At 70.3% G+C, this 15639-nt stretch carries 16 protein-coding genes and 1 riboswitch; of the genes, 6 read left to right on the forward strand and 10 right to left on the reverse strand.

All coding sequences use genetic code 11. The features are described from left to right. The first annotated feature begins 11 nt into the window (after positions 1-11). Positions 12-101, forward strand: a riboswitch (ZMP/ZTP riboswitch). A gap of 32 nt (positions 102-133) precedes the next feature. The 3 genes from ABZ919_RS06980 to ABZ919_RS06990 all read left to right on the forward strand — a co-directional run bounded on the left by ABZ919_RS06980 (position 134) and on the right by ABZ919_RS06990 (position 3510). After that, the gene (locus tag ABZ919_RS06980; protein ID WP_361243617.1) at positions 134-1585 is read left to right on the forward strand and encodes a glycine hydroxymethyltransferase; all 1452 of its coding nucleotides are present in this window, start codon (positions 134-136) and stop codon (positions 1583-1585) included. 117 nt (positions 1586-1702) lie between these two features. After that, a complete protein-coding gene (gene trpS, locus ABZ919_RS06985; RefSeq protein WP_361243619.1) occupies positions 1703-2719 on the forward strand; it encodes a tryptophan--tRNA ligase in 1017 nt (338 codons plus the stop codon). A 206-nt stretch (positions 2720-2925) separates the two neighbouring features. Then, positions 2926-3510, forward strand: a complete 585-nt coding sequence (locus ABZ919_RS06990; RefSeq protein ID WP_361243621.1) for a 2'-5' RNA ligase family protein — start codon at positions 2926-2928, stop codon at positions 3508-3510. A 10-nt stretch (positions 3511-3520) separates the two neighbouring features. Here the strand turns inward: ABZ919_RS06990 and ABZ919_RS06995 are convergent, their stop codons facing one another. Further along, a complete protein-coding gene (locus ABZ919_RS06995) occupies positions 3521-4255 on the reverse strand; it encodes an SDR family NAD(P)-dependent oxidoreductase (protein WP_361243623.1) in 735 nt (244 codons plus the stop codon). Positions 4256-4282: 27 nt separating this feature from the next. Next, positions 4283-5626, reverse strand: a complete 1344-nt coding sequence (locus tag ABZ919_RS07000) for an FAD-binding oxidoreductase (RefSeq protein ID WP_361243624.1) — start codon at positions 5624-5626, stop codon at positions 4283-4285. Between the two features lie 116 nt (positions 5627-5742). Here ABZ919_RS07000 and ABZ919_RS07005 point away from each other — a divergent pair, with 116 nt between their 5' ends. Continuing rightward, positions 5743-6663 (forward strand): YihY/virulence factor BrkB family protein, encoded by a 921-nt coding sequence (locus tag ABZ919_RS07005; RefSeq protein WP_361243626.1) that lies wholly within the window; start codon positions 5743-5745, stop codon positions 6661-6663. On the opposite strand, the gene ABZ919_RS07010 is transcribed toward ABZ919_RS07005, so the two are convergent. Further along, complete coding sequence (locus ABZ919_RS07010; RefSeq protein WP_361243628.1) at positions 6611-7834, reverse strand: D-alanyl-D-alanine carboxypeptidase; 1224 nt, start codon at positions 7832-7834, stop codon at positions 6611-6613. The two genes, ABZ919_RS07005 and ABZ919_RS07010, sit on opposite strands and share 53 nt — an antisense overlap. 91 nt (positions 7835-7925) lie before the next feature. On the opposite strand from ABZ919_RS07010, the gene ABZ919_RS07015 reads away from it, so the two are divergent. Further along, positions 7926-8165, forward strand: coding sequence for a hypothetical protein (locus ABZ919_RS07015; protein WP_361243630.1), 240 nt, complete (start codon positions 7926-7928; stop codon positions 8163-8165). Between the two features lie 221 nt (positions 8166-8386). After that, positions 8387-9931 carry an ABC transporter substrate-binding protein gene (locus tag ABZ919_RS07020; protein ID WP_361243632.1) on the forward strand — a complete coding sequence of 515 codons (1545 nt, stop codon included), beginning with the start codon at positions 8387-8389 and terminating at the stop codon, positions 9929-9931. Positions 9932-9940: 9 nt separating this feature from the next. Here the strand turns inward: ABZ919_RS07020 and ABZ919_RS07025 are convergent, their stop codons facing one another. The 7 genes from ABZ919_RS07025 to ABZ919_RS07055 all read right to left on the reverse strand — a co-directional run bounded on the left by ABZ919_RS07025 (position 9941) and on the right by ABZ919_RS07055 (position 15589). After that, complete coding sequence (locus ABZ919_RS07025; protein ID WP_361243634.1) at positions 9941-10768, reverse strand: TetR family transcriptional regulator; 828 nt, start codon at positions 10766-10768, stop codon at positions 9941-9943. A gap of 117 nt (positions 10769-10885) precedes the next feature. Beyond that, positions 10886-11296 carry a VOC family protein gene (locus tag ABZ919_RS07030; RefSeq protein ID WP_361243636.1) on the reverse strand — a complete coding sequence of 137 codons (411 nt, stop codon included), beginning with the start codon at positions 11294-11296 and terminating at the stop codon, positions 10886-10888. 133 nt (positions 11297-11429) lie between these two features. Further along, positions 11430-12209 carry a succinate dehydrogenase iron-sulfur subunit gene (locus ABZ919_RS07035; RefSeq protein WP_201832048.1) on the reverse strand — a complete coding sequence of 260 codons (780 nt, stop codon included), beginning with the start codon at positions 12207-12209 and terminating at the stop codon, positions 11430-11432. Then, on the reverse strand, positions 12209-13963 hold the full coding sequence (sdhA, locus tag ABZ919_RS07040; RefSeq protein ID WP_361243638.1) for a succinate dehydrogenase flavoprotein subunit: 1755 nt from the start codon (positions 13961-13963) through the stop codon (positions 12209-12211). Before sdhA ends, ABZ919_RS07035 begins: the two co-directional genes overlap by 1 nt. Before the next feature lie 19 nt (positions 13964-13982). Continuing rightward, on the reverse strand, positions 13983-14465 hold the full coding sequence (locus ABZ919_RS07045; RefSeq protein ID WP_361243640.1) for a succinate dehydrogenase hydrophobic membrane anchor subunit: 483 nt from the start codon (positions 14463-14465) through the stop codon (positions 13983-13985). Between the two features lie 5 nt (positions 14466-14470). Further along, the gene (sdhC, locus tag ABZ919_RS07050; RefSeq protein WP_361243642.1) at positions 14471-14851 is read right to left on the reverse strand and encodes a succinate dehydrogenase, cytochrome b556 subunit; all 381 of its coding nucleotides are present in this window, start codon (positions 14849-14851) and stop codon (positions 14471-14473) included. 189 nt (positions 14852-15040) lie between these two features. Next, a complete protein-coding gene (locus ABZ919_RS07055) occupies positions 15041-15589 on the reverse strand; it encodes a 2-oxo-4-hydroxy-4-carboxy-5-ureidoimidazoline decarboxylase (RefSeq protein WP_361243644.1) in 549 nt (182 codons plus the stop codon). Positions 15590-15639: the final 50 nt, after the last annotated feature.

Raw genomic sequence — 15639 nt, forward strand, 5'->3', positions numbered from 1 at the left:
CGGTAGGCTGATCAGCGGGCCGTGACTGGCGCGCTGGGATGGGACGGACCATCGGGGAGCGGCCCCAGTGGAAGAAAGTGCCGTGCGCCTGGGCCGAACGTGAACGCTGTACGCACATCGTCCGGAGGTCCTCATGCCAGAGCAGCAGCCCCTGTCCACCGAGTCCACCGCCTTCCGAGCCGCCCTCGACGTCATCCGCGCCGTCGAACCGCGCGTCGCCGACGCCATCGGCCAGGAGGTCGCCGACCAGCGCGAGATGCTCAAGCTGATCGCCTCCGAGAACTACGCCTCCCCGGCCACCCTGCTGGCCATGGGCAACTGGTTCAGCGACAAGTACGCCGAGGGCACCGTCGGCCGCCGCTTCTACGCCGGCTGCCGCAACGTCGACACCGTGGAGGCGCTGGCCGCCGAGCACGCACGGGAACTCTTCGGCGCCCGCCACGCCTACGTGCAGCCGCACTCCGGCATCGACGCCAACCTCGTCGCCTTCTGGGCCGTCCTCGCCGACCGGGTCGAGGCCCCCTTCCTGGAGAAGGCCGGCGCCCGCCAGGTCAACGACCTCTCCGAGGCCGACTGGGCCGAGCTGCGCCAGGCCTTCGGCAACCAGCGGATGCTCGGCATGTCCCTGGACGCCGGCGGCCACCTCACCCACGGCTTCCGCCCGAACATCTCCGGCAAGATGTTCGACCAGCGCTCCTACGGCACCGACCCGGCCACCGGCCTCATCGACTACGAGGCCCTGCGCGCCCAGGCCCGTGAGTTCAAGCCGCTGATCGTCGTCGCGGGCTACTCGGCGTACCCCCGTCTGGTGAACTTCCGGATCATGCGCGAGATCGCCGACGAGGTGGGCGCGACCCTCATGGTCGACATGGCCCACTTCGCGGGCCTCGTCGCCGGCAAGGTCCTCACCGGGGACTTCGACCCGGTCCCGCACGCCCAGATCGTCACCACCACCACCCACAAGTCGCTGCGCGGCCCGCGCGGCGGCATGGTCCTGTGCGACGACTCCCTCAGGGACCAGGTCGACCGCGGCTGCCCGATGGTCCTCGGCGGCCCGCTGCCGCACGTCATGGCCGCCAAGGCCGTCGCCCTCGCCGAGGCGCGGCAGCCCGCCTTCCAGGACTACGCCCAGCGCATCGTCGACAACTCCCGCGCCCTGGCCGAGGGCCTCATGCGGCGCGGCGCCACCCTGGTGACCGGCGGCACGGACAACCACCTCAACCTGATCGACGTCACCACCTCCTACGGCCTCACGGGCCGTCAGGCCGAGGCCGCCCTGCTGGACTCCGGCATCGTCACCAACCGCAACGCCATCCCGGCCGACCCCAACGGCGCCTGGTACACCTCCGGCATCCGCATCGGCACCCCCGCGCTGACCACCCGGGGCCTGGGCACCGCCGAGATGGACGAGGTCGCCGGCCTCATCGACCGCGTCCTCACCACCACCGAGCCGGGCACCACCAAGTCGGGCGCCCCCTCCAAGGCGGCCCACGTCCTGGACGAGAAGGTCGCCCAGGAGATCGCCCAGCGGGCGACCGACCTGGTGGCGGGCTTCCCGCTGTACCCCGAAGTCGACCTGGGCTGAAGCGCCTGAAGGGCGCGGGGGGCCGCGCGAGCGACCACGACGGTCCGCGGTCCCCACGCCCCGCGCCACCCCACCTCATGGGCCGATCCCGCCCCAGCCGATGAGACAATGGGCGACATGGCCACTGCTGATCGCCCCCGCGTGCTCTCCGGGATCCAGCCCACCGCCGGCTCGTTCCACCTCGGCAACTACCTCGGCGCCGTCCGTCAGTGGGTGGCCCTGCAGGAGTCCCACGACGCCTTCTACATGGTCGTCGACCTGCACGCGATCACGCTCCCGCAGGACCCGAAGGAGCTGCGGGCCAACACCCGGCTCGCCGCGGCCCAGCTGCTGGCCGCCGGTCTGGATCCGGACCGCTGCACCCTCTTCGTCCAGAGCCACGTCCCCGAGCACGCCCAGCTCGCCTGGATCATGAACTGCCTCACCGGCTTCGGCGAGGCCAGCCGCATGACCCAGTTCAAGGACAAGTCCGCCAAGCAGGGCGCCGACCGCGCCTCCGTCGGCCTGTTCACGTACCCGGTCCTGCAGGTCGCCGACATCCTGCTGTACCAGGCGAACGAGGTGCCGGTCGGCGAGGACCAGCGCCAGCACATCGAGCTGACCCGCGACCTCGCCGAGCGCTTCAACGGCCGCTTCGGACAGACGTTCACGATCCCGTCGCCGTACATCCTCAAGGAGACGGCGAAGATCTATGACCTGCAGGACCCGTCGATCAAGATGAGCAAGTCGGCGTCCACGCCGAAGGGCCTGATCAACCTGCTCGACGAGCCGAAGTCCACCGCGAAGAAGGTCAAGAGCGCCGTCACCGACACCGACACCGTGATCCGCTACGACGCGGAGAACAAGCCGGGCGTGTCGAACCTCCTCACCATCTACTCCACACTCACCGGCAAGTCGATCGGCGAGCTGGAGCGGGAGTACGAGGGCAAGATGTACGGCGCCCTCAAGACCGACCTCGCCGAGGTCATGGTCGACTTCGTGACGCCGTTCCGCGAGCGCACCCGGCAGTACCTGGACGACGCCGAGACGCTCGACTCGATCCTCGCCAAGGGCGCGGAGAAGGCGCGCGCGGTCGCCGCGGAGACGCTCGCGCAGGCCTACGACCGGGTGGGTTTCCTGCCGGCCAAACACTGACGACCAAGGGCCGGCGCCGAGGCGCACGGCACGGGGGAGCACGGACCGGCGCCCGGGCGCACGACCGTACACACGTCCGAGTGGGCGGAGCGCTGCACATCACTTCCACTGCGCCTGCCCACAGGACATCCGTGGCCGTACAGTCGATAACCGACGGCCCGGACGAGACGGCCGAGAAGACGACAGACACGACGACAGGAGACGACGTGGGGACCGTAACGATCGGCGTGTCGATCGCGGTCCCGGAGCCTCACGGCAGCCTGCTCCAGGAGCGGCGCGCGGGCTTCGGCGACGCCGCGGCTCACGGCATCCCCACACATGTCACGCTGCTGCCGCCGACCGAGGTCGACGAGAGCGAACTGGCCGCCGTCGAGGCCCATCTCACCGAAGTCGCCGCGGCCGGCCGGCCGTTCCCGATGCGGCTCTCCGGCACCGGCACGTTCCGTCCGCTGTCCCCGGTGGTCTACGTCCGCGTCGTCCAGGGCGCGGAGGACTGCACCCTGCTGCAGCAGCGGGTGCGGGACGCCTCGGGACCGGTGGCGCGCGAGCTGCAGTTCCCGTACCACCCCCACGTCACCGTGGCGCACGGCATCGACGAGGCGGCGATGGACCGCGCCTTCGAGGAGCTGGCCGGGTTCGAGGCCCAGTGGCCGTGCACGGGTTTCGCGCTGTACGAGCAGGGCGCGGACGGGGTGTGGCGGAAGCTGCGGGAGTACACGTTCGGGGGATCGGTGGTACCCGCCCAGGCCGCCCACGCCGACGTCGTGCGCGGGAAGATCGCCAGCCGGTAGGTGCCGGCCGTCAGATCGGCAGCCTGCGGAACAGCACCCTCGGTGTGTGCCGCAGCGCCGACATCACCAGCCGCAGCGCTCCCGGCACCCACACCACCTCCGAACGTCTGCGCAGGCCCAGTTCGATCGCCGTGGCCACCGCCTCCGGCGTCGTCGTGAGCGGCCCCCGGACCTGGACGTACCCGGGCCGTACGACCATCACGTGCACGCCCGTGCCGTGAAGGGCGTCGCCGAGGCCCTGGGCGAAGGTGTCCAGGCCGGCCTTGCTCGAGCCGTAGATGAAGTCGGCGCGGCGAGCCCGCTCACCGGCGACGGAGGACAGGACGACGAGCGAGCCGCGCCCCTGGCTCTGCAGCGCGCGGGCGGCGGCGAGGCCGGCGCAGACGCCGCCGGCGTAGTTGGTCCGGGCGACCTGGGCGGCGCGTACCGGGTCCCGCTCGTCGTGGGCCTGGTCCCCGAGGACACCGAAGGCCAGCAGCACCATGTCGATGCCGCCCTCGGCGAAGACCTTTTCGATCACGCTCTCGTGGGACCCGGGATCGAGGGCGTCGAAGTCGACGGTGCGGGTGTGCGCGCCGAGCGCGCGCAGGCTCGCGGCGGCCTGCTCCAGGGCCGGTGAGGGGCGGCCCGCCAGCCACACCGTGCGGGTGCGGCGGGCGATCAGCCGGCGCGCGGTGGCCAGCGCGATCTCGGAGGTGCCGCCGAGGACGAGCAGGGACTGGGGGAGACCGAAGGCGTCCTTCACGTCAGCTCCTGGGATCCGGCGGGAATGCTAGAGGTCGAGCCTGCGGGCGAGGTCGGAAGCGAACACGCCGCGCGGATCCAGCCGGGCGCGCAGGGCGCGGAAGTCGGCCACGCGCGGGTACATGACGGGGAGCAGGTCGGGGCGCAGCGGGGAGCCGTCGGCGAGGCACACCCGTCCGCCGGCCGCGGCGACCTCCTCGTCGATCTGGTCGAGGAGGCCGTCGAGTCCGGGGAACGCGGCTGGGAGGTCCAGGGCGAGGGCCCAGCCGGGCACGGCGAAGGAGAGCCACCCGGGGTCGGCGTCCCCGAGGGGCTGGAGGATGGCGTGGGCAGAGGCGCAACGGTGTGCGGCGAGACGCCGCACGATGCGGTGCAGGGTCTCCTCCTGACCGGGGCCGACGGCGAACCGGTGGCGGACTCGGCCGGCTCGGCCGGGGCCGCCGGGCTTGTGCGGGACGGTGGCCGGGGAGGGGAACGCGGCGGCCAGCGGCCGGAGTTCGCCGACACGCGCGCGTGGCGTGGCACGGTGGCGGAACTCGCCCAGCAGCCCGGCGGCGGTGCGGCCCAGTGGCCCGTCGGGGAGTTCGACGGGGAGGCCGCCGGGGAGGAGGGCGGACGCGGACGGCAGGCGGCGGGGGAGGGGGGACAGCGGGTGCCGCCACGCACGCGTGCCCGGGCGCAGCGCGCCGAGCGGGGTGTGGTCGGCGCGGGTGAGGACGGCGCGTCCGGTGGCCGCACCTCGCGCCGTCAGGTCGATCCGGGCGGTGCGGTAGCGCTGCCGTGCGCGGGCGGCGGTCATGCGGGCCAGCAAGTCGTCGAGGTCCGTGGCACGTTCGGTGTCGACGGTCAGGTACGCCGTCTCCACCGCAAGCAGCCGGACGGTGGCCGTGAGGATCACTCCGGTCAGGCCCATGCCGCCGGCGGTCGCCGCGAACAGCTCGGTGCCCGGCTTGACCGCGTGGACCTCGCCGTCGGCGGTGAGCACCTCCAGGGACAGCACATGGCGGGAGAAGGAGCCGGCGACGGGATGGTTGCCGCCGTGCAGGTCGGCGCCGATCGCGCCGCCGACGGTCACCCGGCCGCCCACGGGGGCGACCGGTACGGACCAGCCGAGGGAAGGCAGGAGTCGGGCCAGCCGGTGCAGGGGGACGCCGGCGCCGCACAGGACGATTCCCTCGTCGGCGTCGACGACGTGGACGCGGTCGAGGCCGGCCATGTCCAGGACCGCGCCGCCCGCGTTCCGCGCCGCGTCCCCGTGCGGCCGTCCCGGGCCGCCCCGGGCCACGGCGCCGCGCGCCCCGCAGTCGCGGACGGCGGCCGCGGCCTCCTCGTACGTCCGCGGGCGGACCACGGAAACCGTGTCTCCAAGCATGTCGGTGACCGTATCGCCCATATACGGGTGGTTAGTTACGGAACATTCGCCCGCTCCACACAACGGGTGATTAGTGGGATGTCATACGAGCGCGGGGGCAGGGGCAGGAACGGATCATGGACTGGCTGAAGAGACTCCCCGGCATCGGGCCGATCGTCGCCCGGCTGATGGAGACGCACGCGTGGCACTGCTACGAACGGCTCGACCGGGTGAAGTGGACACGGCTGGCCGCGGCCATGACGTTCATCAGCTTCATCGCGCTGTTCCCGCTGCTGACCCTGGTCGCCGCGATCAGCGCCGCCACACTGAGCCCGGACCGGCAGCAGACCGTCCAGCACAAGATCTCCGAGCAGTTCCCGGGCGTCCTCTCCAGCCGGCTGGACCTCACCTCGCTCGTGCAGAACGCCGGCACCGTCGGTGTCATCGCGGGCGCCGTGCTGCTGTTCACGGGCATCGGCTGGGTCGGCCAGACGCGGGACTGCCTGCGCGCGGTGTGGGAGCTGCCCGACCAGCAGCAGAATCCGGTGGTGGCCAAGGCCAAGGACGCCGGAATCCTCCTCGGCCTCGGCGGGGCCCTGCTGGTCACGCTCGCCGCGTCCACGCTCGCCTCGGCCGCCGTCGGCCTGGTCTCACGCGAACTCGGCCTGGCCGAGCACGGCTGGGGCAGCGTGCTGCTGCGGATCGCCGCGTTCGCGGTGGCCGTGCTCGCCGACTTCCTCGTCCTGCTCTACGTCCTGACCCTGCTGCCCGGGGTCGAGCCGCCGCGCCGCCGCCTGCTGGTGGCCGCACTGCTCGGCGCGGTCGGCTTCGAACTGCTGAAGCTGCTGCTCAGCGGCTATATTCAAGGTGTCGCGGCAAAGAGCATGTACGGCGCGTTCGGTGTTCCCGTGGCACTGCTGCTGTGGATCAACTTCACCGCGAAACTCGTCCTGTTCTGCGCCGCCTGGACGGCGACGCACGGGACCCCCGCAGAGCCGGCCGACGTCACGGACGCGACCGGCGGCGCATCAGGTCCGGCAGCGGCCACCGGCGGTTGACCAGGAACGCCCCGCCCCCGAGCAGCACCAGCAGCCCGCCCGCGATCGCGGCCGCGGTGCCGACGCCGGAGCCGGATCCCGCGGTCGCGCGGGCCGCCGCCCCGGTCCCGGGCCCGCCGGTTCCCGTGGCATTCGCGGCGGAGGCGCTGGGCGCGGGGCTCGGCAGGGCGCTCTTCGGCCGCACCAGCTCGCCGACCGGGTTGACCTTGCCGGCCGCCTGGAAGCCCCAGTCGAACAGCCTGGCGGCCTCCTTGTAGACCTCGTTGTGCCCGGGCTTCTCCGGGTGCATCACCGTGACCAGCAGCACCCTGCCGTTGCGCTCGGCGACTCCGGTGAAGGTGGCGCCCGCGTTGGTGGTGTTGCCGTTCTTCACGCCCGCGATGCCCTGGTAGACCGGCACGTCGGTGTCACCGCTCAGCAGCCGGTTGGTGTTGCGGATCACCCCGGACCCGAACCTGGCGCTGACGGTCGCGCAGTAGTCCCGGAAGTCCTTCTTCTGCAGCCCGGAGCGGGCGATCAGCGTCAGGTCGTACGCGGACGACACCTGCCCCGGCTCGTCGTAGCCGTCGGGGGAGACCACGTGGGTGTCCAGGGCCTGGAGTTCGTCGGCGTGGTCCTGCATGTCCCGGACGGTCTGCGCGACGCCCTCGTTCATCGCGGACAGCACGTGCACGGCGTCGTTGCCGGAGCGCAGGAAGACCCCGAGCCACAGGTCGTGGACGGTGTAGGTGTGCCCTTCCTTTATCCCGACCACGCTGGAGCCGGCACCCATGCCCGCGAGGTCGGACGACATCACCTTGTGCTCGGTCTCCTGCGGGAAACGGGGCAGCAGGGTGTCCGCGAACAGCATCTTCAGCGTGCTCGCCGGGGGCAGTGGCCAGTGCGCGTCGTGCGCGGCGAGCACGTCGCCGGACTCGGCGTCCGTGATGATCCAGGACCGGGCGGTGATGTCTTTCGGCAGCACGGGCACGCCCGGCGCGAGATTGACCTGGGTGCCGCTCTGACCCAGCCGGACGCCGCCCACGGTCGACATGGTGGCCGGGGGCGTGGCCGCCGGGCTCGTCGACGGGACCGGGGCGGCCAGGGCGGCGGGCGCGGTGACGGACAGGGACAGCAGCGTGGCGGAGGTGACCAGCAGGGATCGCCGGCCGGTCTTCTTCGGAGCGGACACGGTCGAGAACGTACCTGGAGTGGACCACGAAGTCCCAGCACCGACCGCACCCCCGACACGGAACCGGACGGCGAGCGGCAATACTGGTCCCATGAAGCTCAGCCGCCCGGTCTCCTGGTTCCTGCTCGCTTTCGGGGTGTGGTCCTGGGTCATCTGGGTCACTTTCGTCAAGAACCTGGTCAAGGACAGCAGCGGGCTCGCCTTCGACGACGGCCACCCGACCGCGTACTTCTGGGTGCATCTGCTGCTCGCGGTCGTTTCCTTCGTATGGGGGACGGTCATCGGGGTCATCGGGTTGCGCGGTCTGCGCGCACTGCGCCGCACGTCATGAGCACGGCGTACTGAACCGCTGTCACCCTGTGAAGACGCCGTGAAACCCGGGGGAAACGACGCCACCGTAAGTTCTTTCCCCATGTGGTCAGAAAGCCCTTCCCCCAGGCGAAACCCGTGTGATTAGGTGAGCCGCGCCACTAGGGGAGTGGCCGAATCGTGCTGGCCAGGGGTAGGGCCTGTGAAGGGCCTGGGGAGGGCACCACCATGCGATCTGTTCGCATGCGCATTCTCGTGACGCTGCTCGTGCTGGCGGTCGTGGGAATCGGCGGTTGGCAGCTGCTGCCGTCACAGCGGGACAAGAACAAGAGCATCGCGGTCGGTACGACGGACGCGGTCACGGACCTCGACCCGGCCGGTGCCTACGACGCCGGTTCCTGGGCGTTGTTCAGCAATGTCTTCCAGTCACTGCTGACCTTCGAGCCGGGCGGCGTCGACCCGGTCCCGGACGCGGCGAGGAGCTGTGACTTCCAGGGCGCCGGCCTGAAGACGTACCGGTGCACGCTGCGGCCGGGGATCACCTTCCCGAGCGGGCGCACGATGACGGCCGAGGACGTGAAGTACTCCTTCGACCGGGTCAAGAAGATCAACTCCGATGTAGGCCCGGCGTCGCTGTTCTCCACGCTCGCCTCGGTGACCGCCGACAACGCGACGACCGTCACCTTCCATCTGTCGTCCGCGGACGCCACCTTCCCGCTGAAGGTCGCCACGGGCGCCGGGTCCATCGTGGACAAGGAGAAGTACCCGGCCGGCTCCCTGCGCACCGGCAGCGCCGTCGACGGCACCGGCCCGTACACGCTCACCTCGTACACCAAGGGCGAGCAGGCCGACCTCGAGCCGAACGGGCACTACAGGGGCTACCTCAGTGGCACCGGCCGCCCGATCGAGCTGCGTTACTACACCGACTCCGCGAAGCTGAACAGTGCCTGGAAGGCGGGGCAGGTCGATGTCGCCACCCGGGATCTGCCGCCGACCATGCTGTCCGCGCTGAACCCGAGTGACCCCAACAAGCGGGTCAACGAGTCCGACAGCGCCGAGACCCGCAACCTCTATCTGAACACGCGCCCGCAATCCCCGCTGCACGACGTGCGGGTGCGCCGCGCGCTGGCCTGGCTGGTCAACCGCGAGGAGCTGGCCTCGACGGTCTACGAGGGCACGGTCGACCCGCTGTACTCGCTGATCCCGACCGGCATCACCGGCCACACCACGTCGTTCTTCGACGACTACCCGGCGCAGAGCGTGCAGAAGGCACGGGCGCTGCTCACGCAGGCCGGGGTGACCCTGCCCGTCCGGTTCACCTTCGGCTACGGCAAGAACCGGGGCGAGGGCGAGGCGGAGGCCGCGGCGCTGAAGAAGCAGCTGGAGGCCGGTGGTCTGTTCAAGGTGGACGTCCAGGGCTACGAGTGGACCGACTTCCAGAAGCGCTGGGCCGCCGGGAAGATGGACGCGTGGGCGGTCGGCTGGGTGCCCGACTACCCCGACCCGGACACCTTCGGCGCCGCGCTCGTGGGCACCGGCTCCACGATGAGCACCGGGTACAGCAACAAGCTGGTCGACCATCTCATCCTGGACAGCCAGCAGTACGCCGACCGGACCCGGGCCGGGAACGACTTCAGGAACATCCAGGCGGACGTCGCCCAGGACGTCCCGCTCATCCCCTTGTGGCAGCGCAAGTCGTACGTGGTCAGCACGGAGGACGTGGGCGGCAGCCAGTACCTGGACGACGGCACGGGCGTCTTCCGCCTGTGGCGTCTGCAGTGGATCTGACCGGCGCGCCTAGCCCTTTTCCTCGCCCTTTTCCTGCCCCTTCTCCTCGTCCTTTTCCCGGGCTCTCGGCTCGTTCGTCGCCTCGTGCCCCCTGGTCGCCCTGGGTCCCCTGGACCGCGGGTCCGGCAGCGCCTTGGTCATGCCGGGCAGGAAGTCCGTGAACAGCTCGTGGACCTCGAGGACCAGGGGGCGCAACACCCGGAACCGGGCGAGGGCCACGCCGCGGGCGGTCAGCCTGGCGCCGCGGCGGGCCAGCCGGTAGCTGCGCTCGCGGCCCTCCGTGCGGTCGAAGATCCAGTACAGGACCAAACCCATCTGGGACAGCCACATCAACTCCGGCAGAATGTCCCGCAGTTCGGGGGCGACCTTGGACTTCGAGCCGGCCAGCACCTCCCGGTGGACGCCGATGGCCTCCTCGCGGGCGTGCTCGCTCTCCGGGGAGAAGGGGCTGAGCGGGCTGTCCGGGTCGGCGGCGTTCTTGAAGAACTGCACGGCGAACTCGTGGTACGGGCGGGCGATGTCGAGCCAGACGGTCAGCACGCCCGCGAGCCGCGCCTCCAGATCGGTCTCCCGGTCCAGGACCTCGCGGACCGCCGCCCGGTGTTCGGCGGCGAGCCGGTCGTAGAAGCCCTGGATCAGGTGTTCCTTGCCCTCGAAGTAGTAGTACGCGTTGCCGACGGAGACCCCTGCCTCCTTGGCGATGGCCCGCATGGTGGTCTTGTCGTACCCGCGCTCCTGGAACAACCGCATCGCGGTCTCCAGGATCAGTGCGCGGGTCTGCTCGGACTTGCTGCTGGGGGAGCCGGCCGTCTCGGGGCCGCCGTTCTTCGCGGGCACGGTAGAAGAGCCTAACGAGTGCGCCGGAGGTGACCGACGGGTGGCGCACGAGCCGTCGGCGCAGGCACCCGGCCCCTGTCGATGTCCTGCCGCCGGTACGTCCGGTGCGTCCCCGCCTCAGCCGCGGCGCCCGAGCTCCCGGCGCTTGGTGTAGTCCGTGAATCCGAGGACGTTGCCCCAGGGGTCGGCGATCTCCACGGTCCAGCCCGTGGCTCCCTGGAACACCTGGTCCAGGGGCGTGATGCCGGCGGCGGTCAGCTTCCGCGCCGCGGCCCGCGCGTCCGGCACCTCCAGCCAGATGCGCGGTGAGGGCCACGGCGGTGTCCGGTGGCTCAGCGCCTCGTCCGCCCGCAGCAGGATCCCGGGTGTCTCCCCGCCGACCTTCAGCAGTGCGATCCCGGCCTCGTCGAAGCGGAACCCCACGGCGAATCCGGCCCGCTCGTAGAAGTCGACGGCCTCGCCGAGGTTCCCGACGGGCAGCAGCACGTTGTCGAAACCGAGCAGTTCGTAGGACTCATCGTCTGCCATGTCGTCAGATTAGAGCCGCAGAGGAGGCAAATCCGTTAAAACCATGTCGAAACCCAGCAAAAACGCCCGAGGGCCCTGCTTCCGGAGGATCGGAAGCAGGGCCCTCGGCCCGAACCGGCGGAGCCGGGAAGGATCAGTAGCGGCGTGTGATGAGCGCGCGCTTCACTTCCTGGATCGCCTTGGTGACCTCGATGCCGCGCGGGCAGGCGTCCGTGCAGTTGAAGGTCGTACGGCAACGCCACACGCCGTCGCGGTCGTTCAGGATCTCCAGGCGCTGCTCGCCCGCCTCGTCACGGCTGTCGAAGATGAAGCGGTGGGCGTTCACGATCGCGGCCGGACCGAAGTACTGGCCGTCGTTCCAGAACACCGGGCAGGACGACGTGCACGCGGCGCACAGGATGCACTTCGTCGTGTCGTCGAAGCGCTCGCGGTCCTCGGCGGACTGCAGCCGCTCACGCGTCGGCTCGTTCGTGTCCTTGGTGACCAGGAACGGCATGACGTCCCGGTACGCCTGGAAGAACGGTTCCATGTCCACGACCAGGTCCTTCAGGACCGTCAGGCCCTTGATGGGCTCGATCGTGATCGGCTTCTCGGGGTTGATGTCCTTGATCAGCGTCTTGCAGGCGAGGCGGTTCTTGCCGTTGATCCGCATCGCGTCCGAGCCGCAGATGCCGTGCGCGCACGAGCGGCGGAAGGTGAGGGTGCCGTCGACGTCCCACTTGATCTTGTGGAGGCCGTCGAGGACACGCTCCTTCGGGTCGATCTCCAGCTGGAAGTCTTCCCAGGTCGCCTCGGCCGAGACCTCCGGGTTGAACCGGCGGACCCGGAAGGTGACCGTGATGTAGGGGGAGTCGGCGAAGCCGGGCTCGGGCTGGCCGGCCGCGTCCGCCTTGTCCAGAACAGGGGTAGCCATCAGTACTTACGCTCCATCGGCTGGTAGCGGGTCTGGACGACCGGCTTGTAGTCGAGACGGACGGTTTCCGAGCCGTCGGCGCCGACCTCGCGGTACGCCATGGTGTGGCGCATGAAGTTGACGTCGTCGCGGTTCGGGTAGTCCTCGCGGTAGTGACCGCCGCGGGACTCCTTGCGGGCCAGGGCCGAGACGGCCATGACCTCGGCCAGGTCGAGCAGGTTGCCCAGCTCGATGGCCTCCAGCAGGTCCGTGTTGAACCGCTTGCCCTTGTCCTGGATCGCGACGTTCTTGTAGCGCTCGCGCAGCTCGGCGATCTTCTCGACGGCCGTCTTGATCGTCTGCTCGGTGCGGAACACCATGACGTTGGCGTCCATGGTCTCCTGCAGCTCGCGGCGCAGCGTCGCCACCCGCTCGTTGCCCGTGGAGTTGCGCAGCCGCTCGATCTGCTCGACGACGAGGGTCTCCGGGTTCTCCGGCAGCTCGACGAAGTCGGTCGTCGCGGAGTACTCGGCGGCGGCGATGCCCGCGCGGCGGCCGAAGACGTTGATGTCCAGCAGCGAGTTGGTGCCCAGGCGGTTGGCGCCGTGCACCGACACGCAGGCGACCTCGCCGGCCGCGTACAGGCCCGGGACGACCGTGGTGTTGTCCGCCAGGACCTCACCCTCGACGTTGGTCGGGATGCCGCCCATCGCGTAGTGCGCGGTCGGCTGGATCGGGATCGGGTCCGTGTAGGGCTCGATGCCGAGGTAGGTCCGCGCGAACTCGGTGATGTCCGGGAGCTTGGCGTCCAGCTGCTCCGGCGGGAGGTGCGTCAGGTCGAGGTAGACGTGGTCGCCCTCGGGACCGCAGCCGCGGCCCTCGCGGATCTCCGTGTAGATGGAGCGGGACACGACGTCACGGGACGCCAGGTCCTTCATGACGGGAGCGTACTTCTCCATGAAGCGCTCGCCGTCCTTGTTGCGCAGGATGCCGCCCTCACCACGCGCACCCTCGGTCAGCAGGATGCCCATGCGCCAGATGCCGGTCGGGTGGAACTGGAAGAACTCCATGTCCTCCAGCGGCAGGCCCCGGCGGTAGACGGCGGCCTGGCCGTCACCGGTGAGGGTGTGCGCGTTGGAGGTCACCTTGAAGAACTTGCCGCAGCCGCCGGAGGCGTAGATGACGGCCTTCGCCTGGAAGATGTGGATCTCGCCGGTGGCCAGCTCGTAGGCGACGACACCGGCCGACTTCTTGACGCCGTCGACCTCGCTGATCAGCTGGTCCAGGACGTAGAACTCGTTGAAGAACTCCACGCCCTCCTTGACGCAGTTCTGGTACAGCGTCTGGAGGATCATGTGGCCGGTGCGGTCCGCGGCGTAGCAGGACCGGCGGACCGGGGCCTCACCGTGGTTGCGGGAGTGACCGCCGAAGCGGCGCTGGTCGATGGTGCCGTCCGGGGTCCGGTTGAACGGCAGGCCCATCTTCTCCAGGTCGAGGACGGCGTCGATGGCCTCCTTCGCCAGGATCTCGGCGGCGTCCTGGTCGACCAGGTAGTCACCGCCCTTGACCGTGTCGAAGGTGTGCCACTCCCAGTTGTCCTCCTCCACGTTGGCCAGCGCGGCGGCCATGCCGCCCTGCGCGGCGCCCGTGTGGGAGCGGGTGGGGTAGAGCTTGGTCAGCACCGCGGTGCGGCTGCGCTTCGTCGACTCGATGGCCGCGCGCATGCCCGCGCCACCGGCGCCGACGATGACGGTGTCGTACTTGTGGATCTTCATGATTCTCGCAGCCCCGTGCCTAGCGGATGTTCGGGTCGAAGGTGAAGATCACCAGCGTGCCCAGCAGGATGGTCCACACCGTGGCGGTGTACAGCAGGGCCTTCAGCCACATGCGGGAGGCCGGCCGCTCGGCGTAGTCGTTGATGACCGTGCGCAGGCCGTTGGCGCCGTGCAGCATCGCGAGCCACAGCATCAGCAGGTCCCAGACCTGCCACCACGGGGAGGCCCAGCGGCCCGCCACGAAGGCGAAGCCGACCTTGGACACACCGCCGTCCAGGACGAGCTGGATCAGCAGGTGGCCGAGGACCAGGACGACCAGCACGATGCCGGACAGGCGCATGAACAGCCACGCCGCCAGCTCGAAGTTGCCCCGGGTCGACTTCGGGGACTTCTTGGTGCGCTTGCGCGGCGCCTCGATCAGCGGGGCGGGGTTGTCGGCGCCGTAGACGGGGGCGCCCTCGACCGGGCCGACTCCGGACGCGGTGGTTTCAGTGGTGGACATCGGCGTCAGCTCCCAAAGAGAACGCGGGCGGCGTGGCCGAGGACCGGGTAGATCGCACCGATCATCAGGACGACCCAGACGCCCATCACGGTCCAGAACATCTGCTTCTGGTAGCGCGGGCCCTTCGACCAGAAGTCGACGGCGATGACGCGCAGGCCGTTGAGCGCGTGGAAGAGGATGGCGGCGACGAGGCCGTACTCCAGCAGCGCGACGATCGGCGTCTTGTACGTGGCTACGACCTTGTCGTAGTCCTCGGGGGAGACACGCACGAGAGCGGTGTCCAGCACGTGAACGAACAGGAAGAAGAAGATGAGGACACCGGTGACTCGATGAGCCACCCACGACCACATTCCTTCCCGGCCGCGGTACAGCGTTCCAGCCGGCACGGAAGAACCCTCCGGGAGCGGGGACTAGGGCCGCGCCGGCTTCACTGTCGGTCGGGCCCGGCCGGGTACGGTCCACCGGCCCCCAGCATCGTAGCGAGGCGCCGCGCCGTGCCTTACGGGGGGCCTGCCGGTGTGATCAAAGTGGCACCGGACGGGCTAGAAATGCGGCTGCTGGGGCGGATTGCCCTGTTATTTACCGTGTGCGGGCGCGTTGGGGCTGGTCGCGCAGTTCCCCGCGCCCCTGAGGAACCGGCCCAGTCGGTCGCGCGCCAGACGCCGGAGTTCGTCCGCCGCCACCACCCGCTCCTCCTCGGGATCGTTTGCCAATCGTGATCGAATCGCCTCGAGGATGCGGTCGAGGGACTCGTCCGGGTGGGTGTCCCCCAGATAGATGACGAACGCGTGCCCGAACCGGGCCTCGTAGGCCGCACGGGCCGCGCCCATGGCCATGTGGGCCGCCGAGTACGTGCCCTCGGGCAGGTCGGGGAGCGATTCTCCGGCCAGCGCCTCCGCCAGGTCGGCCGGTGACAGGTCGTACGCCGCCTCGTCCGCCGCGGCCAGGAGGGACTCCAGATCGGGATACGGGCGGTGGTCCGTGACGCGGTGGGACCAGCGCGGGCTGCGCAGACAGTGCAGCAGGACGGCGCGGGCCTCGCCGGCGGGAGCGGCGTTGAAGGCGTCGAGCGGCTTGGGGAGGTGGGGGAGAGAGTGGGCGGGCAGCGTAGGTCCTCGCGTCACATGTGGCGTGGCAGGGGATGCTGTGAAATGTGTGTCGTCAGGTTATCGAG

This window comes from Streptomyces sp. NPDC046759 (genome assembly GCF_040645475.1).
Classification (GTDB): Bacteria; Actinomycetota; Actinomycetes; order Streptomycetales; family Streptomycetaceae; genus Streptomyces.

Coding starts and splice junctions, on each gene's coding strand:
- ABZ919_RS06980 (WP_361243617.1), top strand. CDS start 134: ATGCCAGAGCAGCAGCCCCTGTCCACCGAGTCCACCGCCTTCCGAGCC.
- ABZ919_RS07045 (WP_361243640.1), bottom strand. CDS start 14,465: ATGTCCACCACTGAAACCACCGCGTCCGGAGTCGGCCCGGTCGAGGGC.
- ABZ919_RS07030 (WP_361243636.1), bottom strand. CDS start 11,296: ATGGCAGACGATGAGTCCTACGAACTGCTCGGTTTCGACAACGTGCTG.
- trpS (WP_361243619.1), top strand. CDS start 1,703: ATGGCCACTGCTGATCGCCCCCGCGTGCTCTCCGGGATCCAGCCCACC.
- ABZ919_RS07015 (WP_361243630.1), top strand. CDS start 7,926: ATGAAGCTCAGCCGCCCGGTCTCCTGGTTCCTGCTCGCTTTCGGGGTG.
- ABZ919_RS07000 (WP_361243624.1), bottom strand. CDS start 5,626: ATGCTTGGAGACACGGTTTCCGTGGTCCGCCCGCGGACGTACGAGGAG.
- sdhA (WP_361243638.1), bottom strand. CDS start 13,963: ATGAAGATCCACAAGTACGACACCGTCATCGTCGGCGCCGGTGGCGCG.
- ABZ919_RS07020 (WP_361243632.1), top strand. CDS start 8,387: ATGCGCATTCTCGTGACGCTGCTCGTGCTGGCGGTCGTGGGAATCGGC.
- ABZ919_RS07005 (WP_361243626.1), top strand. CDS start 5,743: ATGGACTGGCTGAAGAGACTCCCCGGCATCGGGCCGATCGTCGCCCGG.
- ABZ919_RS07035 (WP_201832048.1), bottom strand. CDS start 12,209: ATGGCTACCCCTGTTCTGGACAAGGCGGACGCGGCCGGCCAGCCCGAG.